The organism is Enterococcus sp. DIV1067f (assembly GCF_050543505.1).
Taxonomy (GTDB): Bacteria; Bacillota; Bacilli; order Lactobacillales; family Enterococcaceae; genus Enterococcus_D; species Enterococcus_D entomosocium.
In genome coordinates, this window is record NZ_CP172940.1 from 899,308 (window position 1) to 924,886 (window position 25,579).

Annotated in this window: 25 protein-coding genes and 1 pseudogene; 24 read left to right on the forward strand and 2 right to left on the reverse strand. The window is 43.1% G+C overall.

Features of this window, described 5'->3' with window-relative positions; genetic code table 11:
* Positions 1 to 64: 64 nt before the first annotated feature.
* From IGJ42_RS04175 to IGJ42_RS04225, 11 genes are all read left to right on the forward strand, one after another.
* Positions 65 to 1,102 (forward strand): NADH:flavin oxidoreductase/NADH oxidase, encoded by a 1,038-nt coding sequence (locus IGJ42_RS04175; RefSeq protein ID WP_086332109.1) that lies wholly within the window; start codon positions 65 to 67, stop codon positions 1,100 to 1,102.
* A gap of 214 nt (positions 1,103 to 1,316) precedes the next feature.
* Positions 1,317 to 2,261: a tocopherol cyclase family protein gene (locus IGJ42_RS04180; protein WP_086332110.1), complete on the forward strand. Its 945-nt coding sequence runs from the start codon at positions 1,317 to 1,319 to the stop codon at positions 2,259 to 2,261.
* A 78-nt stretch (positions 2,262 to 2,339) separates the two neighbouring features.
* Complete coding sequence (locus IGJ42_RS04185) at positions 2,340 to 4,319, forward strand: S9 family peptidase (RefSeq protein WP_086332111.1); 1,980 nt, start codon at positions 2,340 to 2,342, stop codon at positions 4,317 to 4,319.
* Between the two features lie 298 nt (positions 4,320 to 4,617).
* Positions 4,618 to 4,770 (forward strand): 50S ribosomal protein L33, encoded by a 153-nt coding sequence (rpmG, locus tag IGJ42_RS04190; protein WP_005225339.1) that lies wholly within the window; start codon positions 4,618 to 4,620, stop codon positions 4,768 to 4,770.
* A 16-nt stretch (positions 4,771 to 4,786) separates the two neighbouring features.
* Complete coding sequence (gene rpsN / locus IGJ42_RS04195) at positions 4,787 to 5,056, forward strand: 30S ribosomal protein S14 (RefSeq protein WP_005237326.1); 270 nt, start codon at positions 4,787 to 4,789, stop codon at positions 5,054 to 5,056.
* A 15-nt stretch (positions 5,057 to 5,071) separates the two neighbouring features.
* Complete coding sequence (locus tag IGJ42_RS04200; RefSeq protein WP_005237325.1) at positions 5,072 to 5,206, forward strand: putative metal homeostasis protein; 135 nt, start codon at positions 5,072 to 5,074, stop codon at positions 5,204 to 5,206.
* A gap of 29 nt (positions 5,207 to 5,235) precedes the next feature.
* A complete protein-coding gene (gene rpmF, locus IGJ42_RS04205; protein WP_005237324.1) occupies positions 5,236 to 5,406 on the forward strand; it encodes a 50S ribosomal protein L32 in 171 nt (56 codons plus the stop codon).
* Between the two features lie 37 nt (positions 5,407 to 5,443).
* Positions 5,444 to 5,839 carry a hypothetical protein gene (locus tag IGJ42_RS04210; protein ID WP_086332112.1) on the forward strand — a complete coding sequence of 132 codons (396 nt, stop codon included), beginning with the start codon at positions 5,444 to 5,446 and terminating at the stop codon, positions 5,837 to 5,839.
* Between the two features lie 25 nt (positions 5,840 to 5,864).
* Positions 5,865 to 6,272 carry a NusG domain II-containing protein gene (locus tag IGJ42_RS04215; RefSeq protein WP_005237322.1) on the forward strand — a complete coding sequence of 136 codons (408 nt, stop codon included), beginning with the start codon at positions 5,865 to 5,867 and terminating at the stop codon, positions 6,270 to 6,272.
* Positions 6,273 to 6,432: 160 nt separating this feature from the next.
* A complete protein-coding gene (locus tag IGJ42_RS04220) occupies positions 6,433 to 6,624 on the forward strand; it encodes a hypothetical protein (protein ID WP_086332113.1) in 192 nt (63 codons plus the stop codon).
* A gap of 105 nt (positions 6,625 to 6,729) precedes the next feature.
* Positions 6,730 to 6,897, forward strand: a complete 168-nt coding sequence (locus tag IGJ42_RS04225; RefSeq protein ID WP_005237320.1) for a hypothetical protein — start codon at positions 6,730 to 6,732, stop codon at positions 6,895 to 6,897.
* A 43-nt stretch (positions 6,898 to 6,940) separates the two neighbouring features.
* On the opposite strand, the gene IGJ42_RS04230 is transcribed toward IGJ42_RS04225, so the two are convergent.
* Positions 6,941 to 7,546 carry a TetR/AcrR family transcriptional regulator gene (locus tag IGJ42_RS04230; RefSeq protein WP_005237309.1) on the reverse strand — a complete coding sequence of 202 codons (606 nt, stop codon included), beginning with the start codon at positions 7,544 to 7,546 and terminating at the stop codon, positions 6,941 to 6,943.
* A gap of 174 nt (positions 7,547 to 7,720) precedes the next feature.
* Here IGJ42_RS04230 and IGJ42_RS04235 point away from each other — a divergent pair, with 174 nt between their 5' ends.
* Together IGJ42_RS04235 and IGJ42_RS04240 are read left to right on the forward strand one after the other, a co-directional pair.
* Positions 7,721 to 11,947 (forward strand): 2-hydroxyacyl-CoA dehydratase, encoded by a 4,227-nt coding sequence (locus tag IGJ42_RS04235; protein ID WP_086332114.1) that lies wholly within the window; start codon positions 7,721 to 7,723, stop codon positions 11,945 to 11,947.
* Between the two features lie 199 nt (positions 11,948 to 12,146).
* Positions 12,147 to 12,854, forward strand: coding sequence for a GntR family transcriptional regulator (locus IGJ42_RS04240; RefSeq protein WP_005228765.1), 708 nt, complete (start codon positions 12,147 to 12,149; stop codon positions 12,852 to 12,854).
* 200 nt (positions 12,855 to 13,054) lie between these two features.
* Here IGJ42_RS04240 and IGJ42_RS04245 read toward each other — a convergent pair whose 3' ends face one another.
* A complete protein-coding gene (locus IGJ42_RS04245; protein ID WP_086317472.1) occupies positions 13,055 to 13,696 on the reverse strand; it encodes a YigZ family protein in 642 nt (213 codons plus the stop codon).
* A 110-nt stretch (positions 13,697 to 13,806) separates the two neighbouring features.
* Here IGJ42_RS04245 and IGJ42_RS04250 point away from each other — a divergent pair, with 110 nt between their 5' ends.
* From IGJ42_RS04250 to secA, 11 genes and pseudogenes are all read left to right on the forward strand, one after another.
* Positions 13,807 to 14,100 carry a DUF7662 domain-containing protein gene (locus tag IGJ42_RS04250; protein ID WP_005237305.1) on the forward strand — a complete coding sequence of 98 codons (294 nt, stop codon included), beginning with the start codon at positions 13,807 to 13,809 and terminating at the stop codon, positions 14,098 to 14,100.
* A gap of 72 nt (positions 14,101 to 14,172) precedes the next feature.
* On the forward strand, positions 14,173 to 14,493 hold the full coding sequence (locus IGJ42_RS04255; RefSeq protein WP_005228768.1) for a PTS sugar transporter subunit IIB: 321 nt from the start codon (positions 14,173 to 14,175) through the stop codon (positions 14,491 to 14,493).
* A gap of 106 nt (positions 14,494 to 14,599) precedes the next feature.
* The gene (locus IGJ42_RS04260) at positions 14,600 to 15,910 is read left to right on the forward strand and encodes a DEAD/DEAH box helicase (protein WP_086332115.1); all 1,311 of its coding nucleotides are present in this window, start codon (positions 14,600 to 14,602) and stop codon (positions 15,908 to 15,910) included.
* Positions 15,900 to 16,583, forward strand: coding sequence for a ComF family protein (locus tag IGJ42_RS04265; protein WP_034872461.1), 684 nt, complete (start codon positions 15,900 to 15,902; stop codon positions 16,581 to 16,583). The genes IGJ42_RS04260 and IGJ42_RS04265 overlap by 11 nt, the downstream gene beginning before the upstream one ends.
* A gap of 137 nt (positions 16,584 to 16,720) precedes the next feature.
* On the forward strand, positions 16,721 to 17,278 hold the full coding sequence (gene hpf, locus IGJ42_RS04270; RefSeq protein WP_005237301.1) for a ribosome hibernation-promoting factor, HPF/YfiA family: 558 nt from the start codon (positions 16,721 to 16,723) through the stop codon (positions 17,276 to 17,278).
* Positions 17,279 to 17,465: 187 nt separating this feature from the next.
* Positions 17,466 to 18,413 (forward strand): LacI family DNA-binding transcriptional regulator, encoded by a 948-nt coding sequence (locus tag IGJ42_RS04275; RefSeq protein ID WP_005237300.1) that lies wholly within the window; start codon positions 17,466 to 17,468, stop codon positions 18,411 to 18,413.
* Positions 18,414 to 18,569: 156 nt separating this feature from the next.
* Positions 18,570 to 19,835 carry an extracellular solute-binding protein gene (locus IGJ42_RS04280; protein ID WP_061053856.1) on the forward strand — a complete coding sequence of 422 codons (1,266 nt, stop codon included), beginning with the start codon at positions 18,570 to 18,572 and terminating at the stop codon, positions 19,833 to 19,835.
* Positions 19,836 to 19,995: 160 nt separating this feature from the next.
* Positions 19,996 to 21,285 (forward strand): carbohydrate ABC transporter permease, encoded by a 1,290-nt coding sequence (locus tag IGJ42_RS04285; RefSeq protein WP_005237298.1) that lies wholly within the window; start codon positions 19,996 to 19,998, stop codon positions 21,283 to 21,285.
* Between the two features lie 2 nt (positions 21,286 to 21,287).
* Entirely contained in the window at positions 21,288 to 22,121 is an 834-nt protein-coding gene (locus IGJ42_RS04290) for a sugar ABC transporter permease (RefSeq protein ID WP_005237297.1), read from the forward strand.
* Between the two features lie 10 nt (positions 22,122 to 22,131).
* Positions 22,132 to 22,947, forward strand: a complete 816-nt coding sequence (locus IGJ42_RS04295; protein WP_430615976.1) for a DUF1189 family protein — start codon at positions 22,132 to 22,134, stop codon at positions 22,945 to 22,947.
* A gap of 247 nt (positions 22,948 to 23,194) precedes the next feature.
* Positions 23,195 to 25,579, forward strand: a pseudogene (gene secA, locus IGJ42_RS04300) (preprotein translocase subunit SecA); the annotation flags it as partial.

A 25,579-nucleotide genomic window follows, 5' to 3' on the forward strand; every position in this document is an offset into this window, starting at 1 on the left:
AGGGGCTGTTTATACTGAATATAGAGAAAAATACAAAGCGAAAAATCGTTGAGGGAGTGTCAACATGTCCAAACTATTGTCACCAGTGAAGCTAGCGAATTTAACATTGGCCAACCGCGTCGTTATGTCGCCGATGTGTATGTATGAAGTAAAAAAAGAAGACGGTGTTGCGGAGCCCTTTCATTTTGTTCACTATGGGGCACGAGCATTAAGCAAAGCCGGATTGATCATTATCGAAGCAACTGCCGTTGAACCAGACGGACGAATCACAAACAATGATCTAGGGTTATGGAATGAAGAACAGCAAACAGAACTGACGAAATTGGTGGAACTGCTGCATGGTTTCAATGCGCAAGTAGGCATCCAACTAAGCCATGCAGGACGAAAAGCAGTTGATGCCACCAATCCTTTGGCACCAAGTGCCGTTGCCTTTAACGAACGCTACCCGTTACCGTCAGAAATGACCCTGGCGGAGATCAAACGGGTGCAAGACAGTTTTGTTCAGGCTGCCCAACGAGCAGCTAATGCGGGTGTCGCGATGATCGAACTTCATGGGGCTCATGGCTACTTGATGGACCAATTTCTTTCGCCATTCGTCAATCAACGCACCGACCAGTATGGTGGTTCCTTAGAGAATCGGTATCGCTTTGTAAAAGAAACGGTACAAGCAGTTCGGGCGGTCTTTTCTGGGGCATTGTGGATGCGCTTGTCACTGACAGACTATGAAGAACCAGGACGCCAAAATTCGTTGGAAGATTGGCAGCAAGTAGCCCAATGGCTTCAAGCAGATGGCATTGATTGTCTTGATTGCTCAACCGGTGGTGTGGTGGATAAAAAGCCTAATATTCCGATCTATGATGGCTACCAAGTGCCCTTTGCTGCAGCCATCAAGCAAGTGGTCGATATTCCCGTAGCAGCAGTCGGTTTATTGGATAATCCTGATCTTTGCGAATATCTTTTGCAAACCAATCAAGTGGATTTGGTTTTACAAGGCCGCGCGTTGATCAGAAATGTCAACTGGTTGGCAGATGCAGCGGCTAAACTTCACGATAAGTCCTTTCAAGCGTACAATGATTCCTATCAACGTGGGGTGAAACGTTGATATATTTGATAAAAACATCTCCTAGAAGAAAATTCTTCTTAGGAGATTTTTTTATTCTGCTAGAATATTTTCAAACGAGTGATGAAAGAGCAATAAGCAAAACCAGAAACAAGTGTCTTACTTGTTTCTGGCTTTTTTTACATAGAAAAAGCATTATCCTGAGGAATCTTTCTGCTTCATGCTACACTTAAAAAAGAAACGGAGGGAAATCAAGATGTTGACAACAGATCGGTTCTTTCACGGCCACGACAAGCAGACCGCTTTTTTTGAAGGCTGGTACCATAAGCACCAAATCGGTGAAGAAGTCTATGCTTTTATTCCTGGTTTTTCGATTCAAAAAGACGGGACCAAAGAAGTGTTCATTCAAGTGATCAATCATGAGGGCGCGCATTACTTTTCCTTTCCGGAAACTGACTTTCAAGTGTCAGAAGAGGAGCGTAAAGTAACGATTGGTGACAATATCTTTAGTGAAGCAGGCATTCAAGTCTCTTTAAAAAATAACGATCTTCAAGTACAAGGAGCAGTAAAATACAACGACCACAAACCGATTCAGCGGACACGTTATGCGCCGAGTATCATGGGGCCTTTTTCGTATCTGTCATTTATGGAGTGCTACCACGGTGTCTTGAGCATGAGTCATACCTTAGAAGGTACGCTGTACTGGAACGAAGAACCAATCGATTTTACGAACGGGATCGGTTATTTGGAAAAAGATTGGGGAACCTCCTTTCCAGCAGCTTATATTTGGGTTCAGTGCAACAGCTTTGATGCGCCAGATGTTCGGTTCTTTTTCTCCGCAGCCGACATTCCCTTTGCGGGTTTTGCTTTTTTGGGAACGATTTGTGTTCTGCAAGTCGGCAGCCAAGAATATCGTTTTGCTACTTATCATGGCGCAAAGATTCATGATGTCAAACGCACGGAAGACCGTTTAGTGATCCATCTCAAACAAAAACAGTGGCTGCTGACGATCGAAGTTTTGACGAAAGAAGGCCATTCGTTGTTAGCACCTTCTATTGGACAAATGAATCGGATCATTCGCGAAAGCGCCAGTACGGAAATCACCTTAACCCTTTTAGAAAATGGGCAGGAGATCTTAAGGCAGACAGGGATGTCGGCTGGTTTTGAAGAAGTAGCGAATTTGCGAGGATTTCACTATTAAAAAATGCAGAAAAATTCGTTTCTTTTGATATACTAGTAGATAGTTACTGCGAAAATACGTATATTTGGAGGGAAATGGATGGAAAAAATAACGAATGAGACACTGTTTGAACTGAAAACGATTGCGCAACCTGCCGTGGGGCAAAATCAGGTTTTTTACTTGGAAACGGCAGTCAACCAAGAGACCAATACGTATGATTCAGCGATTTATAGTATTGACCCAAAGACCAACGAAAGGCGTGAGTGGGGCACCGAAGCGACGACCCACAACAGCCTAAAGGTCTCGCCAGATGAGCAATGGCTCAGTTTTGTGACGACCGATCCAAAGAAAGGTGAAAGTACGTTATGGACGATGTCGGTGTCCGGCGGCAAGCCCCAAGCACTTGTGACTGAAAAAGGTCTGGGCGACTATTTTTGGAAGCAAGACGCAACAGCTATCTATTACCAGCTGGCACAAGAGGAGACGGTTTCAGAGAATCAAGACGACAAAGAAAAGACGGACAAGCAAAAGGAATTTCCACAAGTAAAAGCTACTACGAAAGTCAATTATTTGGCGGATGGCGTCGGCTTTTTAAAAGAAAAAAAACATTCGATCATCAAAAAAACGATCGCGACACAAGAAACGGAACTGATTTTTGAGCATAAGTATCCCTTTGTGTTCTCTGGCTTAGCGGATGATCAAGAGACTTTGTTTCTCACTTTTGACAAAGAGGAAGAAGACGAGTGGGACTATGGATCGAAGGTTTGTCTCCTAAATAGCCAGACGAAAAAGACAGAAAGTTTAGAAAACATTCTGCCAGAAGGAACGTATACTTTTGCTGCAGCGCGCAATGATCAGCTGCTATTATTAGGCAATGACCTCTCTTACGGATTTGTGACCTTGGATGATTTATTTTTGATCGATTTAAAAACGAAAGCGGTCAAAAATCTTTCCCAAGATCTTGACATCGCTTTTGGCAATGCGATCATCAGTGATTTTCAACAAAAAAATCGCGGCGTAGCGATCACCTGGTTGACGGATGACACATTCCTTGTACCCGTAACGGAGCATGGCAAGCTACAATTGTACCGCGCCTCGATCCAAGGAGAATGGACCAAACTGCTTGATGAAAAAATGGATATCCTTGATGCGGCGATCTATTCGGAAGCCAAACTTGCTGTTGCTTATGCGACGCCATCGATCCCTAGTCGCTTAGGCTTGATTGACTTAACAAGTGGCGAAGTAACTGATCTATATGATCCCAACCAAGCAATTATGTCACAGTTAGCGATCAGTAAACCCGAAGCGTTTTGGTACGAAGGAGCAGATGGTTGGCAAATTCAAGGCTGGTATTTGCCCCCGACCGAAACACAAGAAAGTCATCCAGCAATTTTGTACATCCATGGCGGTCCGCAAGTCTGCTACGGCGAAACATTTTTCCACGAGATGCAAGTCCATGCCGCTAACGGCTATGGGGTCATCTTGTTGAACCCTCGTGGCGGGCAAGGGTACGGTCAGGCGTTTGTCAAATCGATTTTAGGTGATTATGGCAATAAAGATTATCAAGACTTGCTGTTGGGGGTTGATGCCGTGGTGGCAAACCATCCAGAAATCGATACGAACACGATCCATGTAGCTGGTGGCAGCTATGGTGGCTTTATGACCAACTGGATCGTTGGTCATACCGATCGTTTTTGTGCGGCAGTTACGCAACGCTCGATCTCAAATTGGATCAGCTTTTATGGGACGAGCGACATTGGACCTGCCTTTGTCAAATTCCAATTGTTGCGGGAACTTGATGAGACCGAAGGACTTTGGAAGATGTCGCCTTTGGCCTATGCCAGCCAAGTCAAGACACCTACGCTAGTACTCCATGGGGAAAATGATTTGCGATGTCCGCAAGAACAAGGACAGCAGTTTTACATGGCGTTGCAGCGTAAAGGCGTCGATACGAAGCTGATGCTGTTTCCTCAATCCTCTCATGGTTTATCACGCAATGGCTTGCCGAACTTGCGGATAGAACGCTTGCAAGCGATCAGTGAATGGCTTGCATCACATGAGAACAAATCAGTAAATTAACCGAAAGAAATCACCTGATAAAGGATCACGACGTGGGCTGCTTGAAAAGCCCGACCAGTGATTCCTTAAAGATCAGGTGGTTTTTTTGCGCGATCAAAAGCTACAGGTTCCTGTTACCTTGCCGCCAATGACAGCAACGATTGAAAACAAATTCATATGACGTTTTCTTCACGTGTTAAATAACAAAAAGAAGAAATAGTTTTGCTTGCTTCCTATGTTTGAGTGTGATATGATACAAAACGTAATCGTTACACTTTAACCTTTTTTGGTGTGACGCAAGAGAAAGGAGCTGGTTATTATGAGAAACAATATTATTTTGGCATGTGTGGAGACAGGGGAAAGACTTTATTTGACTAATAAGAACCAGCGCAATACGCCGGAACGTTTAGAATTAAAAAAATATTCACCAAAGTTGCGGCGCAGAGCGATTTTTCGTGAAATCAAGAAATAGGAAGGACAATAACTGAATGGCAAAAAAATCAAAAATGGCAAAATACAACAAGCAAGTACAACTGATCGAACAATACCGAGCAGTGCGTCAAGAATTAAAAGCGCAAGGAGATACCCAAGCATTGGCCAAACTACCGAAGGATTCGAATCCGACTCGTTTGAAGAAACGGGATATGATCGATGGTCGTCCTCGGGGCTACATGAATAAATTCGGCATGTCACGGATCAATTTCCGTAAGCATGCACACCTCGGAGAAATTCCCGGCGTTACAAAAGCAAGCTGGTAACAGAAAGGAGTCAACATGGAAAAAACGGACTTGTCTAGTGCGTATCGACGTTTAAAGAGCCCGAACATCAAAACAAGGAAACGCGCATTAAAAATCATTCATGAATTTAAACGAAACAAACGAAAAAATGCATTGCAGCTGCGTGCATAATGAAAAAGTGACAGAAAGTTGGAAATGACATGGCAGTACCTGCAAGAAAAACATCAAAAGCAAAAAAGAATAAGCGTCGGACCCACCATGGCGTCAAATCCCCAGCGATTTCGTTTGATGGGACAACAGGAACCTTCAAGCGCAGCCACCATGTATCTTTAGCAGAATACAAAGCACAGCACCCAATCGAAAAGAATTAACGCCGTCTTATGACGCCGTCCAGAAAGCAGGGGGAAAATGGAGATCATCTATCCATCATTGATTGAAGAAGCCTATCGTCACAGTAAAAAATTTCATCCAGAGATCACCAAAGAGGCCATCTATCGCCATTTTTACGAAGCTGGTTTAATCAAAGAAAATGGCGATCCAACGGAAAAAGCCTTGTCAGAAGGGGTCGTTAAAGATTATACTGAGGACTGGGATCTTACCTTTGAAGAATTTTTGATGATCTACCCCGTGTTTCGTTCCTTTGACCCAAAGCATTTCAAGAAGATCGATCATTTTTGGGAAATGGATTTGGCTTTGCAAGAACAAATTCTTGACCAATGGGAGCAAGAAACCTTCACAGAGGAAGAGATCATTGATCTAACTGCTTTTTTCGAAGAGCGATTACCTTCTAAAAAGGAACAGTGAATGAACAGTGAAAGGCGTACATGTGATGAAAAAGACGATCCAGCCATTTTTAAAACTATTAAAGCCCTATGATTATCTATTGTTTGTTCTATTAGTTGTTGGCTCTTTTTTACCGCTTTTTCTATTTGAAGCGCAAGCCCAAAGTGATACTGGGGATCGTTATGCGATCGTGCGAATCAATGGGGAAGAAGTTGACCGTTTCAACTTGGAAGAAATCGATGCGATGGAAAAAACGTATTATCCAGCAGAAGGTCAGTACAATATCGTCGAGATCAAAGATGGTGCGATCCGAGTGCGTGAAGACAATAGCCCGGACCAAATTGCTGTCAAAACCAGCTGGATCTATCGCAATGGACAGACGAGCATTTGCCTGCCTCATAAGCTAGTGATCGAGATCAAGCAAGCTGGTGCTTCTGACTATTTAATTTATTAATCGAACTTCGTGGTAGTTGGAAACTACACTATTTTGTGTTGGTGGGAAATCGTTGGATTTTCTACTGACACTTTTTTATTGAAAATAGAAAATAAGTGCGTCTAACTGGAGACAATCTGTCGATCAAACTCAGTCTCATTTGATAAGAAACGAGGAGCATATGAAAAAGATAAGTTTCTGCAAACATCCTTCAAACCAAAGCTATGTCAATAATGCTGAATTGCCAGAAATGGGGAACGGTGAAGGGGAGAAGAAAGGATCGTTCCGTTTGTTCAACAAATTTTCTACTAAACCTAGAAAAACAGTTCAGCATTACGAAGCATTGGTTGCGTCTAAATCGCTTGTCCAATAAAGAGGAACGAAAACCCTAAAAATCCTTTTTTATGAAGGGCTATAAGTTGAAGATTTTTTTTATTTGCGATAGGCTATTAGTAAAGCATTCGGGAGATGAAAACACATGAAATTTAAATTGAATCTAAAAGAAAAAGTAACGGAAGTTGCAGAGCATGTCTATGATGTGGTGAAAAAGGAAGATTATGCGATTCGTGTGGCTCCAAAAGGAATCAAAGTAACGAAACAGCGCAAGACGAAAGACACGATCAAATGGCGTTCAAAGAATCACTAATTGAGGAATAAAAAAGAAACTGCACATTCGCAGCTTCTTTTTTTTATTCCTCAATCTCAATCCCCAAGACAGTCAGGTGGCCGTTTGCCACCAGTTTGATGACAAGTTTTGCTAGATGGTCGGGTGTCATCGTTGTTTCTGCCGTTAGCCACCAATGCAAGGTACCAACAAATATCGAGGTCATATAGTCAATGATGAAGTCTAAGGGCACTTCAATGTCTCCTTCGGTGATTCTTAACGTTGAAAAGATCTCTTGGTAACGTTCAGTCAAAATCAGGCCCAACTTTTTACGGATGATCTCAATGGCAGAGGCATCCATGATCGTCAAATAAAAGGAACGATTGTTTTGAATGTGTAAAAAAAGTTCGGTCATGGCCGCTTCGATTTTGCGGATTTTGATGCGATTTCCTTGAACAAAATCTTCAAAATCAAGAATCGCGGTAAATGATTCGACAGCCAAGTCAAATATCTTTTCATACAAGTCTTGTTTGTCTTTGTAATGGGCATAAAAGGTTGCACGGTTGATCATGGCTTCATCGGCGATATTTTGGACAGTCACTTGCTCGAAGCCTTTTTCTTCCACTAAGCGGATAAAAGCTTCAATAATGTACTTATTGGTTCGTTTGACACGTAAATCCAATTTTTTCATATTGTGAATTTCCTTTCAAAATAAACAACAAAAAACGGGTAATTGTTGTTTATCCCACACCTTCCTTAGAATTGTTTGTTGAATTATCAATCAAAAGAATTACAATGAACATAAGTATTATAACAAACGGCTTGTTAGATAATCAACAAAGTGTTGTTTAGATGGAGGCAACAAATGAAAAAATATAAAGCGGGCATCGATGTCGGGTCGACAACAGTCAAGATGGTTCTGTTAGATGAAGGCAATCAAACGTGTTTTTCAAGATATGAACGACACTATGCAGACATCCAGAAGGCAGCGGAAAAAATCATTAGAGAAGCGCAAGAAGTGATCGAAGATCAGCCGCTGGCGCTGGCGATTACCGGATCGGGTGGGATGGGTCTGGCGGAAGTTTTGCGGATCCCATTTGTCCAAGAGGTCATCGCTTGTACCAAAACAGTTGAGACAATGATTCCCGAAACCGATGTGGCTATCGAGTTAGGCGGCGAAGATGCGAAGATCACCTTTTTTGAAGGGGCATTGGAGCAGCGAATGAACGGCAGTTGTGCCGGTGGAACGGGTGCGTTTATTGATCAGATGGCGGTTTTATTGAAAACGGATGCCAATGGGGTCAATGAACTAGCCAAAGATTATCAAACCCTTTATCCGATTGCCTCACGCTGTGGGGTCTTTGCCAAAACCGATGTGCAGCCGCTGATCAATGAAGGAGCAGCAAAAGCAGACATTGCGTCGAGTATCTTTCAAGCGGTGGTCAATCAAACGATTGCTGGCTTGGCTGCTGGTCGTAAAATCAAAGGCAAGGTAGCCTTCTTAGGCGGTCCACTGACGTTTATGTCGGAACTGCGTCAACGATTTATCGATACGTTGAACCTGCAAGAAGCAGATATCATTTTTCCCGAGAACCCAGAACTGTTTGTAGCGATGGGGGCCGCACTGTATGCAGAAGAAGAGCAACAGCTTTCCGTGCTATTGGCCCGCTTAGCCAACGGAGAAGATGGCAAACTCGCGCCAACTGATACATTAGCCCCATTGTTTAAAGACGAGGAGGAATTGACTGCTTTTCGTGCTCGCCATGCTCAAGCGGTGGCCACAGAAAAAGCGTTGTCTGAGCATACAGGCGCTGCTTATCTAGGCATCGATGCAGGATCAACCACAACGAAAGTGGTTTTGATCAATGATGCAGGGGAATTATTGTTTTCTTTCTATGGCAATAATGAAGGTGAACCGTTAGCGACAACGATGGCGGTTTTACAAGAGCTTTATCGTCAGATGCCTTCTGACGTTTACATCGCAAAGTCAACGATCACAGGTTACGGCGAGCATTTGATCAAACATGCACTGAAAGTCGATATCGGTGAAGTGGAAACGATGGCCCATTACAAAGCTGCCGAACATTTCCAGCCGGGGGTTGATTTTATCCTAGATATTGGTGGGCAAGACATGAAGGCGATGACGGTCAAAGATGGCGCGTTATCTTCGATTCAATTGAATGAAGCCTGTTCCTCAGGATGCGGCTCCTTCATTGAGACATTTGCCAAATCTATGAATCAGGATGTCAAAGAATTTGCGTTGGCAGCGACAAAAGCCCAAGCACCGGTTGACCTTGGTTCGCGTTGTACCGTCTTTATGAACTCAAAAGTGAAACAGGTCCAAAAAGAAGGGGCTTCTGTTGGCGACATTTCAGCCGGCTTGTCTTACTCGGTCATAAAAAATGCCATCTATAAAGTGATCAAGGTTCGGCGACCTGAAGACCTCGGCGAGAAAATCGTCTGCCAAGGAGGGACTTTCTATAACGAAGCGGTTCTGCGCGCTTTTGAATTGATCAGCGGCCGTGAAGTCGTTCGACCATCGATCGCCGGTTTGATGGGGGCATATGGTGCCGCTTTGATCGCTTTAGAAGAAGCAGCCCTTGACGATGTTAGTACATTGTTGTCTCCTGCAGAAATGGCCGATTTCCAAGCAGAAAAAGAATTTACGAATTGCGGTCTATGCGAAAACAATTGCTTGTTGACGGTGACCCTCTTTTCTGACGGTCGAAAATTTATTACCGGAAATCGCTGCGAACGTGGTGCGCGAATCAAAATCAAGAAAGAAGACCGCAAAGTCAATCTTGTGGATGAAAAATATCGCCGCTTGTTTAAGTACCGTTCCTTGCGTAAAAAAGAGGCCGTCCATGGTGAAATCGGCCTACCAAGAGTATTGAATCTTTATGAAAATTATCCGCTTTGGCATACCTTTTTCACCAAGTTAGGGTTTCGAGTAACCTTGTCGCCACGTTCCAACAAAGAACTATATGAGCAAGGGATCGAAACGATTCCTAGTGATACGGTTTGTTACCCAGCCAAACTAGCCCATGGACACATCCAAGCACTGATTGATCAAAACGTACCGTTGATATTTTATCCAGGGGTCATTTTTGAGCGATTAGAGAACACTGCCGCTGAGAATCATTTTAACTGTCCAATTGTGCAAAGCTATCCAGAAGTGATTCGTAATAACGTCGATGCGATTCGTGAAGGGGCGGTTGACTACCGCTGTCCGTTTTTGAATTTGGCGGATGAAGCCTCAATGGTCAAAACTTTAACGAGTACTTTTCAAGATTTTGGTTTTGTAGAAGAAGAAATTGCCCAAGCCCTACGCAGCGGTTTCGAGGAGCTGGATCAGTTCAAGACAGATATTGCGCAACGGGGAGAAGAAACGCTACGTATGCTGATGACGACCAATCAAAAAGGGATCGTTTTATCTGGAAGACCATATCATTTGGATCCTGAAATCAACCATGGGATTGCAGAAGTCATTACCCAAGAAGGCTTCCATGTATTGACTGAGGACAGTATTGCTCATTTAGCAAATGTCGGCGATCTGAGGGTTGTGGATCAATGGGTCTATCATTCGCGATTGTATGCGGCAGCTCGAGTGGTCGCGAAAAACAAACAATTACAACTGGTTCAATTAAACTCATTCGGTTGCGGGATCGACGCAGTCACTACTGATCAAGTCGAAGAGATTATGGCGCAGTATGGGAAGTTATATACGGTGTTGAAAATCGATGAGGGAGCGAACCTTGGGGCAATTCGGATTCGGTTGCGTTCCTTGAAAGCAGCAGTCAACGAACGGGACAAACAGCACTTTGTACCTAAAAAGCAATACGAGGAACCGGCAAAGATTATTTTTACCAAAGAGATGCGCAAGCAGCACACGCTCTTATTGCCGATGTTGAGTCCCATCCATCAAAGCGGGTTAGTCGATGTTGCTTTGCAAGCTTCTGGGTATCAAGTGGTCTGTCTACCTAGTGAAGATCGTGAGGCGGTTAATGTCGGTTTACGCTTTGTCAATAATGATGCGTGCTATCCGGCGATCATTTCCATTGGACAGCTAGTAGAAGCATTGCAAAGCGGAAAATATGATGTTGAAAATACCAGTGTTTTGATGACTCAGACGGGCGGCGGATGTCGTGCAACGAACTATATTCCTTTGTTACGTAAAGCACTGAACGATGCAGGATTTCCACAAGTGCCGGTGGTATCTATTTCGATGGGCAACACCGGGGTTGAATCAAATCCGGGCTTTCGCTTTACCTTACCGATGATGAAGCGTTTGGCGGTGGCATTTTTATACGGAGATCTCTTTGAACGGGTCGTTTATCGCACCCGTCCGTATGAGCAAGAAGCAGGGGCTGTCGATCGGCTCCATCAAGAATGGCTGGAAAAAATTGCCAAAAATGTCCGCAATGGCTCCTTCAGTCTGTTTAATCGAAATATGAAAAAAATCATTCAAGCCTTTGATCAAGTGCCGATAAGAGATATCAAGAAGCCGCGTGTCGGTGTCGTGGGAGAGATTTTAGTGAAGTATTCACCGACTGCCAATAACGATGTCGTTCGCCTGTTAGAAGCAGAAGGAGCGGAAGCGGTCGTACCAGATATTGTCGGCTTCATGAATTATTCCCTCTACAATCAGATTTGGCGCTACGAGCATTTGGGGATGGCGAAGAAAAGTAAAATGATCGCTGATTTTGCGATCATGGCGATTGAAAGGCTCCAAAAACCGATGGATAAAGCACTGAGGGCGTCAACGCGTTTTGATGGTATCCATTCGATCCATCAGCTTGCGGAGCAAGCGAGCGAGATTGTTTCCATTGGTAATCATACGGGAGAAGGCTGGTTCTTGACCGGTGAGATGATTGATCTATTGGAAAATAATGTCAACAATATCATTTGTCTGCAACCATTTGGCTGTCTGCCCAATCATGTGGTAGGAAAAGGTGTTATGAAAGAATTACGTCGTCAATACCCGCAGGCGAACATTGCGGCCATTGATTATGATCCAGGTGTCTCGATCGTCAATCAATTGAATCGTATCCGCTTGTTGATGGCCACTGCCAATAAAGCGTTGGCTGAATAAATTCTCAAGCCAGCGACCGAACCAATTTAAAAGAAAAGCGACTGCTCTTGTTTGGACATTTTGTGATAACTTCTTTCTTCTGCCTATAAAATAGGGAAAGAATTCGCACAAATTGAGAAAAACAGAGCAGTTTTTGCTTTTTTTATTAGCTATTTAGGTATATACCAGTTATAATAGGAGGGGAACGGAGGAATGTGTAGTGGTGGAAAAATTACCTGTTTATATCCAGATTCATGATCAAATTAAAGCCAATATTGAAAACAATACATACAAAATCGGGGATCGTCTGCCCTCAGAGCGCGAGTTGTCGAAACAATTCGGTGTGAGTCGCATGACGTTGCGACAAGCGATCCAAACCTTAGCAGATGAGGGGATTCTTGAGCGTAAAATCGGTTCCGGCACTTATGTGGCTCGCCAAAAAGTACAGGAGAAAATGACGGGCACGACGAGTTTTACCGAAATCATGAATTCTCTTGGTCGTAAACCTTCTAGCAAAGCGGTCGCTTATTTCTTGACTGCACCTAGCTCCAGTGAAATGGAAAAGCTGCAATTAGAAGGTCACGAAACGATTTTACGGATGGAGCGGATTCGGTATGCGGATGATGTGCCGATCTGTTTTGAAGTCGCGAGTATCCCTGAGAAGTTTATTCATGACTTTAGCAAAGAGGAGATCATCTCTTCCCTCTATAAAGTTTTAGAGGAAAAAGGACAACGGAAAATCGGTGGCGCTTCACAGACAATCTCAGCCATGGTCGCTTCCGAGCAAATTGCTGATTACTTACAAATCAAACGCGGCGATGCGATTTTACGTATGCGGCAAATCACTTCATTTGAAGATGGTCAACCATTTGAATACGTGCGCACCCAATATGTTGGTAATCGTTTTGAATTTTATATGGAAAAATAACCTGTCTATTTCAATTGGCAACAAAAAGCCCAAAAAAGCCGAAAGGACCCTACGAGCGTTTCAGCTGTTGCGTAGCGTCGCTGGTTGCATGACCGTTTCGGCTTTTCAAATATTTGGGCTTCCTGCATTGGTTGTAGCAAACTTGGCAGCGTCCTCCTTGAGGAAAAGAGCACACACTGGAAGGTCTTTAGTAAGCTGGCTTACTCTGTGGACTGCTCGATCAAGCGTTCTACATATTCGGTAGTCCCTCTGGTCAATTGCACTTGACCTTGTAGCAAATCGATCAGAGCGGCTTCTTGGTCGGCAAGTACTGCTTCAGGAATCATTAAGGTGACAACGATTTTCTCCGTATAAGCAATATCTTTTATATAGATATTCTGCAGTTCTAAGTAGTTTTGGAGCTTGCCTAAAAGGGGATAATCGATGGTCAAGGCAAGTTCTTGATGCAAAATACCCTCGACGATTCCTACCTCTTTGATTCCAGCAGAGGCCGAACTTGAATAAGCGCGAATCAATCCACCAGCACCCAGTTTCGTTCCACCGAAGTAGCGGGTAACAACGGCGATCACATTGATCAGTTCGTTTTTCTTTAACACTTCTAAAATCGGTACCCCAGCGGTGCCGCTCGGTTCACCATCATCACTGCTGCGCTGGATCTCATGATTTTCACCTAATACATAGGCGCTGCAATGATGATTTGCCTTCCAATGCTCTTTCTTGAGGGCTTGAATAAACGCTTTGGCTTCGTCTTCTGATTGAATTCGTTTTAATGAACAGAGGAAACGCGATTTTTTGATTTCTATTTCTGTTTCTCCGTCTTGTCGAATCGTTCGATAAGTCACGCGCACGATCGCCTCCTTTATGTTTCTAGTATAGGCAATCGGAAGGAAAGTTACAAATAGAAGAAAGAAACAGGTACGAACATAGACTCTAAAAAGAGGAGGCAGTTGCTTTGGGTAGACGCAAAAAGTACGATACGATCACTCACTATTTAAAAAACAACGGTGGTTCGCAAATCACCTTAACGTTTACGCAGTTTGATGAATTTCTTTTCCCCGCATCCGGTTTGCCCAAAAGTGCCCGCACCAGTAGCGATTGGTGGGCGAATGATTACCGACATCCAGAAAATGGGGCTTATGCGTGGCTGAATGCCGGCTACGAGGTAGTCCTAGTCAATTTAAAAAAAGAGTACGTCGTTTTTAATCGTTTAGTAAAATCAAACTGGTTGCTGGATAGAAAGCGTTGACAAATTTCAAACTTGTTCTATACTAGAGATAGGAAATGTTATCTTATTCTTAAAATTCAAGGAGTGTTCGATATGGCGAAAAAAACAATTATGTTAGTTTGTTCTGCAGGGATGAGTACAAGCTTATTAGTAACAAAAATGCAAAAAGCAGCTGAAGCAAAAGGATTAGAAGCAGATATTTTTGCAGTTTCCGCATCAGAAGCAGATCAACATTTAGAAAGCAAAGACGTAAACGTTTTACTATTAGGACCACAAGTTCGTTTCATGAAAGGCGATTTCGAGAAACGTCTAGCGCCAAAAGGAATTCCATTAGAAGTAATCAACATGGCAGATTACGGCATGATGAACGGCGAAAAAGTCTTAGATCAAGCTTTGACATTGATCGGCGAATAAGCAAGACCTGCTGTTGAAGCAAACAAGAAACCTGTAATCGGTTCAAGTACTTTTCAAAAAGTACTTGAACCGATTTTTTTGCGTACTTAAAACTGAGGTGTATGTTATGACCAATCAAAAAGGAAGACAATTTTTTGTTTTAGATGAAACAATGAGTGTAGGAAAAACTTTTGATTCTCGACCGGCAATGCTCGAGCAGGGGAAGAGAATCGTTTGTCAGCGTTGCGGTTCTTCCCACCACAAGCCGTCGGTTCTATTGCCGATAGGCTGCTATTACTGTCCAACTTGTATTCGCTATGGTCGGATCACATCAGATGGCCAACTCGTAATTCAACAAACGGATCTTGCAGCCTTTGATCACAAGATCGTTTGGCCAGGAGTGTTGACTTCGTTTCAGCAAAAAATTTCTCAGCAATTAGTGGCAAATTGTCGACAAAAGAAATCGTCTCTTGTTTGGTCAGTCACGGGTTCAGGGAAGACCGAGATGATCTTTGAAACGATCCGCCACATACGGCAAGAAGGTGGTCGTGTGGCGATCGTCTCGCCACGGATCGATGTCTGCCGTGAACTGTTCCCCCGGATTCAACAAGCGTTCCCACAAGAGGAAAGCCTGCTCCTTTATGGGAAATCAGAAGAACCTTATCGTTATACAACGATCCTTATTGCCACCACTCATCAGCTACTGCATTTTTATCGCAGCTTTCAACTGATCGTGGTGGATGAGATAGATGCATTTCCCTACGAGGGCGATGCGCAGCTGCGTTACGGATTATACAATGCCTTGGCAGAAAACGGGTGTCTGATCTATTTAAGTGCGACGCCTTCAAAACGATTGTTGCAAGAAATTTATTCGGAATTTGCAGTGTTAAAAATGCCTCTACGGTTTCATCAGCGTCCGCTGATCGTTCCGAAACCTATTCATTATAGCCGCTGGGCGCAGGCTTATCGCAAAAAACGTTGGCTGCGACCATTGCTACAGCACTTGCAGCGGTTGGTTAAAAAAAACTTTGTCTTGGTATTTTGTCCAAGTATTCAGCTGATGAAGGAAATGGAAGGGGCAGTCCGCAGGCAAGAAGCATCATGGCTCCTCACTAGTGTTTCTTCACAAGATGAAAAACGGAGGGAAAAAGTCCAATCGGCACGCAGCCAAGTGTACAAGGTGTTGTTTACAACGATGATTTTAGAACGAGGTGTAACGTTTGAAAATGTCTCAGTGGTGGTACTGGGAGCCAATCACCCGGTCTTTACAAAATCGGCGTTAGTACAAATCGCTGGCCGTGTCGATCGCAAAGGTGCGTTTACAGAAGGGGAAGTCATTTTTTTCTACGACCAAACGACAGAAGCGATCCGTCAAGCAATCAAAGAAATCAATGAGATGAACCAATTAGCAAGGAGCTGGTTGACCGATGGAGTGTAGTTGGTGCCAAATATTTTTTTCAAGAGAGGTAACGATCATTGAGCTGTTGGCTCCTTGGCGCATCCCCGAAAAAGAATTATGTCCACAATGCGCTCAGCGATTTACAGTGATCAATTGGCAAAGCTGCTGCCCAACATGTGGCAAAAAGGATACCATTTCCTGCAGTGACTGTCTCTTTTGGGCGAAAACCTGTCCCATGATCCATTTGCAGCATCGGGCACTGTTCGCTTACGATCAAGGGATGAAGGAGTGGATTCACGAATACAAATTAATGGGAAACTATCAGTTGCGAGAGACCTTTGCTGCTGCCATCAGACAAAAGATCAACAACTTTGATTACGATTGTTTGATACCCATCCCGCTATCGGCAGAACGTTACCAGGAGCGAGGGTTTAATCAAGTGACCGCTGTGCTGGACGCAGGCGGAGTTAAGTCGAAAGAATGGCTGGATAAAGTGGTTGATACCGCACCACAAGCTCAACGTTCTCGCAAGCAACGATTAGAGGAGGTGCAACCTTTTGCGGTGAAGCCAGAGGCAACGGTTGAAATAAAAAACAAGAAACTGTTGTTGATCGATGATGTTTACACTACCGGTAGAACGTTATATCACGCAGCTGAAGCATTGCAGACCTTTGGCCCCCAGTCGATTCGATCCTTTTCCTTTGCCCGTTGAATCGTTATTTTGAAAACGCTTAAAGAAATTTGTTCGATTTACTAGGCAAATGAGCAAGAGTTCGATATAATAGAGTTAAGAAGAAGAAAAGAGTGGTCCTTTTCCTTCTTTACTGGTAGACGAAAGGGGTAATTTTTATGTTTAGATATAATGTGCGCGGCGAAAATATCGAGGTAACAGAAGCGATCCGTGATTACGTCGAGAAAAAAGTAGGTAAATTAGAACGTTATTTTAACGATGTGCCGGAAGCAACAGCACATGTTAATTTGAAAGTTTATACTGAAAAAACAGCAAAAGTAGAAGTAACGATTCCTTTACCATTCTTAGTTCTGCGTGCGGAAGAAACCTCACCTGATCTATATGCTAGTATCGATTTGGTTGTTGACAAATTGGAACGCCAAATCCGCAAATTTAAAACAAAAATCAACCGCAAATCTCGCGAGACAGCATTGGTTCCGCCAACAGATGGTGATTTGTTCACAACTGAAGCAAACGATGAAGAAAACAATGGTTCTGAATTAGACATCGTACGTACAAAACGTTTGTCTTTAAAACCAATGGACAGTGAAGAAGCTGTTTTACAAATGAACATGCTTGGACACAACTTCTTTATCTTTGAAGATGCGGAAACGAATGGAACGAGCATTGTGTATCGTCGAAAAGATGGCAAATACGGGTTGATCGAAACCGATTAACAAGTGTTGATACCTTTTTCTCGACACCCCAAAAAATAGTCTTTTTTGACAGAGTAGCTGAGAAGCTACTCTGTTTTTTTATACTCGTTAAATTGGCTGGAAATCTTTTTTATATAGAGAGTGTCTTGGTTATTCTTTTGGTTTATTATGTTATACTATAGATGAAATAATACAAGGAGAGTGAATCATGACTACGCTAGCAGATGTTGCTAAAAAAGCAAATGTTTCCGCAATGACCGTTTCTCGAGTGATCAATCATCCGGACAAAGTAACTGAAGAGTTAAAGCAGCTGGTTCATCAAGCGATGCTTGAATTGGATTATCAGCCGAATATTGCTGCCAAATCATTAGTTTCCAAGCGTTCCCATATCATCAAAGTGTATATTTTAGAGGAGATGGATACGACGGAACCTTACTATATGAACTTATTGGTTGGGATCGCTCGTTCTATTGGTAAAGCACACTATTCTTTGCAGCTAGTTACGACTGACGGGGTGGATCGTGGTCCAGCAGATGGCTGCATCATTACGGGCTTTCGCCAGGCTGACATGGACTGGATAAGAAATTTAAGAAAGCCTGTGGTGTTATTTGGCGAAAATGAAGCTGGGTTCAGTTTTGTTGACAGTGACAACTACCAAGGAATCGTTTCTGCATGCAAACATGCTATCGACACCGGCTATCAACAATTGGTCTATATTGGTTTAGAGTTGGAAGAAGCGTTTACGAAAAGCCGAGAAAAAGGGTACATAGATACAGTCACAAAAGCGGGAATATCACCAAAAATCTATCGTTTTGACAACCGATCTTCCGCCGCCCGCAAGTTTATCCAATCGCAGAATGAGCATTTAATGAAAAACACTTGTTTTATCTGTGCCACAGATCGTTTAGCGTTAGGCATCAATCAAGGCTTACAGTCGATCGGAGTGGAGGTGCCAGATGATTTTGGGATCATCGGCTACGATGGCGTATTCCTTGATCAGGTAAGTTCGCCAAAATTGACAACGATGAAGCAAGCCATTGTGGAAATGGGGGAAGTTTGCGGCGAATTATTGATCCAAAAAATCGAACATAATGATACGAGCCAGCGACAACAGCGCTTTTTACCTCAACTCGTGGTTCGTGAATCCACAAAATGAAAAATTAAGCAAATGGTTGCGCAATTTCTTTTCGATTCATCGACATCTTAATTTAAAGGCTTTTTCTATTTTTGTTATCGCTAACATTTAGAAAAGGTTTGCCATTTTAAGAAACCGGTTGCATAATGGAGTTACAAATTGCAGGAGGTAAACAGGATGAAAGTGAATTGGAAAAAGGCAGCTCTAGGATTAGTTTCAGGAAGTGCGTTGTTAGCGCTTGCGGCGTGTGGCGGCAACGGTGGTAGTACCGATGGTAGTAATGCAGATGCAGGTTCAGGTAGCGATGAAAAAACGCTCACGGTCTCTGTAGGAGCAGACTATATTGATTATATCAATGAAGTGAAATCTGACTTTGAATCTGAAAATGATGTTACCATCAACGTTGTAGAAATGGATATGTTCGATCAAATGGATGCGCTTCAACTAGACGGTCCTGCTGGGAAAGGTCCAGATGTTACGATGTCTCCTTACGATCGTGTAGGTCAAGTAGGCTCGCAAGGGCATTTGGCAGAAATGACTTTGCCAGATGATGGACGGTACAGCGATACAGACAAGCAACAAGTGACGATCGATGATAAAATCTATGGCGCACCAGCAATGATTGAAGCAGTTGTCATGTTCTATAACAAAGATTTGATCGATGAAGCGCCAGCAACTTTTTCTGATTTAGAAGAGCTAGCAAAAGATGATCGTTTTGCAGAAGGCGATGACAATGTTGGTTTCTTAGCTCGTTGGACAGACTTTTATTATACGTATGGTCTATTAGCTGGTTATGGTGGTTATGTCTTTGGGGATGAAGGGACAGATCCATCTGATTTAGGGATCAACAATGAAGGTTCTGTTGAAGCAATCACGTACGCAACTGATTGGTTCCAAAATGTCTGGCCGCAAGGAATGCTGGATGTATCAGCCAACGAAAACTTGATGTTAGATTACTTTAACCAAGGCAAAACAGCAGCCATCATTTACGGACCATGGGGCGTGAACGGCTTTGAAGAAGCAGGGATTAACTATGGCGTAGCGAAAATCCCAACGCTGAGCAATGGCAATGATTATGAAACGTTTGGTGGTGGAAAAGCATGGGTTGTTTCCAACTACTCACAAAACAAAGACATTTCTCAACAATTTGTCGAATATTTAACAAACGAAGCTAATCAAGAGAAATTGTATGAAATGCGTCATGATATTCCAGCAAACATTATGGCTCAAGAAACAGTTGCTGCTTCTGATGATCCAGTAGCAAAAGCAGTGATCGAGCAATACAGTGTTTCACAACCAATGCCAAATATCCCTGAAATGTCTGAGGTTTGGGTAGGGGCTGAAAACATGCTGTTTGATGCAGGTTCAGGCAATATGACTCCTCAAGAAGCAGCGGATAATGCTGCCAAAACAATCGAAGAAGCGATTGAGCAGAAATATTAATAAATAGCCGATTACGGTCTGTCATTCATGTCGACGATTCTATAGAGGATGTTTGTCAAAAGGATTCCTTGCAACGTAGCACGCAAGAAATTGCTTGATGAGATTGATTTCTATGGATCGTCGGCCGCTTGGCAGACTTTCGATTTTAAGGAGGATACATATGAGGACGAATTCAAAAGCCACGCAGACAGCGCTTCTTTCAATCATCCCTGGGGTGGGACAATTCAAAAATGGTCAGAAATTTAAAGCGGGACTCTTTTTTGCGGTCTTTCTAATTTTTCTAGGCGAAATGCTTTTGTTCGGTGGACAAGCATTATATAACTTTGTCACACTGGGATCAGTACCGATGGAACACAATTCTTTGTTCTTGTTGATCGAAGGAACGCTACAGGTCATCGTTACCGTTATTTTCATTATCTTTTGGGTTTTAAATATCAAAGATGCCTATCAAGTTCGCCAAAGTATTGAAAAAGGGTTCCCGGTGGCAGTTACGAGAAAAGAGTTTTTCAATAAATTGTATGAGGATGGTTTCGCTTATCTATTGACGATCCCAGCCTATCTGGTGATGATCGTAGCAATTATTTTTCCGGTAATGGTGACACTCTTCATGGCGTTTACCAACTATGATTTTCGACATATTCCGCCAGCAAACTTAATCGACTGGATCGGTTTTTCGAATTTTACGAATATCTTCACCTTAAGTTCTTACCGCGACACCTTTGTAAAAGTGTTTAGTTGGACGGTGATTTGGACCGTTTTAGCAACTACTTTGCAAATTACCTTAGGAATACTGACAGCAGTTGTTGCCAATCAAAAATTTGTGAAGTTCCGTCGGGTCTTCGGGGTGATTTTCTTGCTTCCTTGGGCGGTGCCAGCGTTTATCACAATCATGAGTTTTTCAAATATGTTTAATGATACCGCAGGAGCGATCAATACGCAGGTGATCCCGCTATTGAACAATCTGCCCTTTGTGGATATTGGCAATATTGCTTGGAAAACCGACCCGTTTTGGACAAAGACCGCGATTATTTTGATTCAAGGTTGGTTAGGGTTTCCATATATTTATGTTATGGTCTCAGGGATTTTACAATCCATTTCTGAAGATTTGTATGAAGCAGCCAAAATGGATGGAGCAAATGCGATTCAGCGTTTTCGCAATATTACGTTACCGGCGATCTTTTTGGTGGCAGCACCAACCTTCGTTACGCAATATACAGGGAACTTTAATAACTTCTCCATGATCTATCTCTTTAACGAAGGTGGTCCAGGGAGTTTAGGTGGAAATGCCGGTTCGACGGATATTTTGATTTCATGGATCTACAAATTGACGACGGGCGGCTCGCCACAATACTCGATTGCTTCTGCATTGACCTTGATCATTTCCTTTGTGGTGATTTCCATTTCATTACTGGTGTTTAAAAAGACGAATGCATTTAATATGGAGGATTGAGGATGAAAAAGAAAAAGTTTTCTTTCAGCAAATTATTTACCTACTTGTTTATGATCGCTTTATCGATCGTTATCATCTATCCCTTGTTGATTACCGCAACCTCAGCCTTCAAGGCAGGGAATATGATCGCCTTTCGCTTGGATTTTGATGCGGATTGGACATTGAACAACTTTCGACGATTGTTCAATGAAACCCCCTATTTGACATGGTATAAAAACACCTTGATCGTGGCTGTTTCCACGATGGTGATCCAAGTAATGATCGTAACACTGGCAGGGTATACTTACAGTCGTTATCGCTTTGCCGGTCGTAAGAGCAGTTTGATGGTGTTCTTGATCGTTCAGATGGTGCCAACAATGTCGGCGTTGACCGCTTTTTATGTCATGGGCTTATTAGCAAACGGCCTAGATAGTTTCTGGTTCTTGACACTGATCTATATCGGTGGTGGGATTCCCATGAATACTTGGCTGATGAAAGGGTACTTTGATACGGTACCGATCGACTTGGATGAATCAGCAAAACTTGACGGTGCAGGGCATTTTCGCATCTTTTGGCAAATCGTTTTGCCCCTCGTAAAACCAATGGTTGCCGTCCAAGCATTGTGGGCCTTTATGGGGCCATTCGGCGAATTCTTGCTGGCGCGGTTCTTGCTTCGCTCACAAGAGCGTTTGACCGTCGCAGTCGGTCTGCAGACTTTTATCAACGATGCCCGTAACCAACGGGTAGCACTCTTTGCGGCTGGGGCGATTTTGATCGCCGTACCGATTGCTGCACTGTTTTTCTTCTTACAAAAATACTTTGTTTCAGGTTTGACCTCGGGCGGAACAAAAGGATAGGAATGATAGGATGTCTGAACAACGATTTCCCTTAACATACTTTGGGGCCATATTTTCTCCAACAAAAGTCTATGCATGGCGTAAAAAATTAAATCGCTGGCAGCAAGTGTTTGTCTATATTTTCTTGATGTCCTTGCTGATGATCCCGCTGACCTTGATGATCAGCAAGCAAACGGATCAAGCCTTTGTAGCATTTTTTCCCCATGCAAAAACACTCATGACTGCTGAAACAGCAGCCGAATACAGTGAACTGCAGCTGGAAGATGGCAAACTTTTAACGGATGAGTCACAAGTCTTTTCGCAAACAGAAGCGGGCATTATAGGTGTTGCGCTTTCAGAAGCGGACCTTGATGAAGCAAAATATGCCATCAATTTTCGTGAGACAGACTGGACCATCAAAGAGGAAATCGATGGACAAACCTATCATTATGAGATGCGTTACACGGCGGAAATGATGCCTGATCAAGTGCATGATGCGGCTTCGTTTCAGAAAGTGATCGAAGACGGCTTTTATCGCAACAACGAGACGGCGATTTTCTTCAGCCAGACGATCACGGTGGCATTTTTATTGGTGGCAATGAATAGTATCCTCGTCATGGGCGCAGCGTTTTTCCTCTGGCTGACGAAAAAGTCGCGACTGTCGACGATCAGCAGTTTCAAAGAAAGTACCAACGTGATTTTAAATGCACTGGGGGCAGGCTCTCTGGTGGCGATGTTGGCAGGATTTATTGGCGCGGACATCATCTTGATGATTGGGATCCAATCTTTAGGCATGCTGCTGATGCTCTTCTTAGCTTTCTTAAAAACCCGTTTTAAAACGGCCTAATTTGCAAATATTCGCAACAAGTCATTTGGACGTGCGCTGGACTTTGGGCACCGATCGATGGCTTGTTGCGTATTTTTTCCCTTCGTTTCTTTAAAATCTGTGAAAAAAGGTTAAGAATCCGTTTATCACGCAAGATTGATGCGATAGTTCTATCGAAAAATATTTCATTTATGGTGAACTAGTGCTAAAATAGTTAGGAGAGTTTCCAGCTAGGATAATGTAGAAGTAAAAGGAGAATTATTAAGGTATGGCCAATTTTTTTAGAAAATTAATCGAAAACGACAAAAAAGAATTAAAACGTCTTGACCATATTGCGAATCAAGTTGAATCACATGCGGATGAAATGGCCGCTTTATCTGATGAACAATTACGCGGGAAAACCGATGAATTTCGTCGTCGTTTCCAAGAGGGAGAGACTTTGGATAAATTATTACCTGAAGCTTTTGCAGTAGTACGTGAAGCTGCAAAACGCGTTTTGGGTCTTTATCCTTACCACGTCCAATTAATGGGTGGGATCGTCTTGCATGATGGGAATATTCCAGAGATGCGTACCGGTGAAGGGAAAACCTTGACGGCGACATTACCTGTTTATTTGAATGCCTTGAGTGGTCAAGGCGTCCATGTCGTAACCGTCAATGAATACTTGGCAACTCGTGACTCGACTGAGATGGGAGAGCTGTACAACTTTTTAGGATTGACAGTCGGTTTGAACATCAACTCAAAATCAGCAGAAGAAAAACGTGCGGCGTATGCTTGTGACATCACTTATAGTACAAACAATGAATTAGGGTTTGACTATTTGCGGGACAACATGGTGGTTTATCGTCATCAAATGGTACAACGTCCATTAAACTATGCCATTGTCGATGAAGTCGATTCGATCTTGATTGATGAAGCGAGAACGCCATTGATCATTTCAGGACAAGCAGAAAAATCGACCGCGCTATACAATCGGGTCGACAATTTCGTCAAACGCTTGACGGAAGAAGAAGACTACAAAATCGATATTCAATCAAAAACGATCGGCTTGACAGAACGTGGGATCGAAAAAGCGGAGGAGACCTTCGGCTTAGAAAACTTGTATGATATCGAAAACACCGCATTGACCCATCACTTGGACCAAGCGTTGCGGGCGAATTACATCATGATCCGTGACATTGATTACGTGGTGCAAGATGGCAAAGTAATGATTGTTGACCAATTTACAGGTCGGATCATGGATGGCCGCCGCTATTCTGACGGACTGCATCAAGCGATTGAAGCAAAAGAAAGTGTCGAGATCGAAGATGAAACCAAAACGATGGCGACGATCACATTCCAGAACTACTTCCGGATGTACAAAAAATTGTCTGGGATGACCGGTACTGCGAAAACGGAAGAAGAAGAGTTTAGAGAAATCTATAACATGCAAGTCATTCAGATTCCTACGAACAAACCGATCTTACGGGATGATCGTGCGGACTTGCTTTATCCAACACTTACTAGCAAATTCCAAGCAGTCGTTCAAGACATCAAAGAACGTCACCGCAAAGGGCAACCAGTCCTTGTAGGGACGGTCGCTGTTGAGACTTCTGAATTACTATCATCAATGCTTGATCGGGAGAAAGTTCCTCATGAAGTATTGAATGCTAAGAATCACTTTAAAGAAGCGGAAATCATTTTGAATGCTGGGCAAAAAGGCGCTGTAACGATCGCGACCAATATGGCTGGTCGGGGAACGGATATCAAGTTGGGTCTTGGTGTTGCAGAACTAGGCGGATTGGCAGTTATTGGTACCGAGCGTCACGAATCACGACGGATCGACAACCAGTTGCGGGGACGTGCGGGACGTCAAGGAGATCCAGGGATGTCGCAATTTTACCTGTCGCTAGAAGATGATTTAATGAAACGTTTTGGTTCTGAACGAATCAAAGTGTTCTTAGATCGGATGAAAATCGATGAAGGCGATGCCGTGATCCAAAGTAAGATGCTTTCAAAACAAGTAGAATCTGCCCAAAGACGAGTGGAAGGGAATAACTACGATACCCGGAAAAACGTCTTGCAATACGATGACGTAATGCGAGAACAGCGGGAAGTTATTTACGGACAACGTCAAGAAGTAATCATGGAAGAAACGGATCTTTCACCACAATTAATGAATATGGTGAAACGTTCCATCAGCCGTGTCGTTGACAGTCATACGCAATTAGAAGAAAGCAATTGGAATTATGAAGGAATCGTTGATTTTGCTGCTAATGCACTTGTTCATGAAGATACCATCAGTATTGAAGACATCAAGGGCAAATCAGCTCAAGAGATTAAAGATTATCTAAACCAACGGGCAGAAGAAGTCTTTGAACAAAAGAAAACACAACTTAATAGTCCAGAACAATTACTGGAATTTGAAAAAGTAGTGATTTTACGAGTCGTTGATACGAAGTGGACCGACCACATCGATGCCATGGATCAATTGCGCCAATCGGTTGGGTTACGGGCTTATGGACAAAACAATCCGTTAGTTGAATACCAAACAGAAGGATTCAATATGTTTGAAAACATGGTTGGAGCCATCGAGTATGAAGTAACTCGTCTGTTTATGAAGGCAGAAATCCGCCAAAACGTTCAACGGGAACAAGTAGCCCAAGGAGAAGCA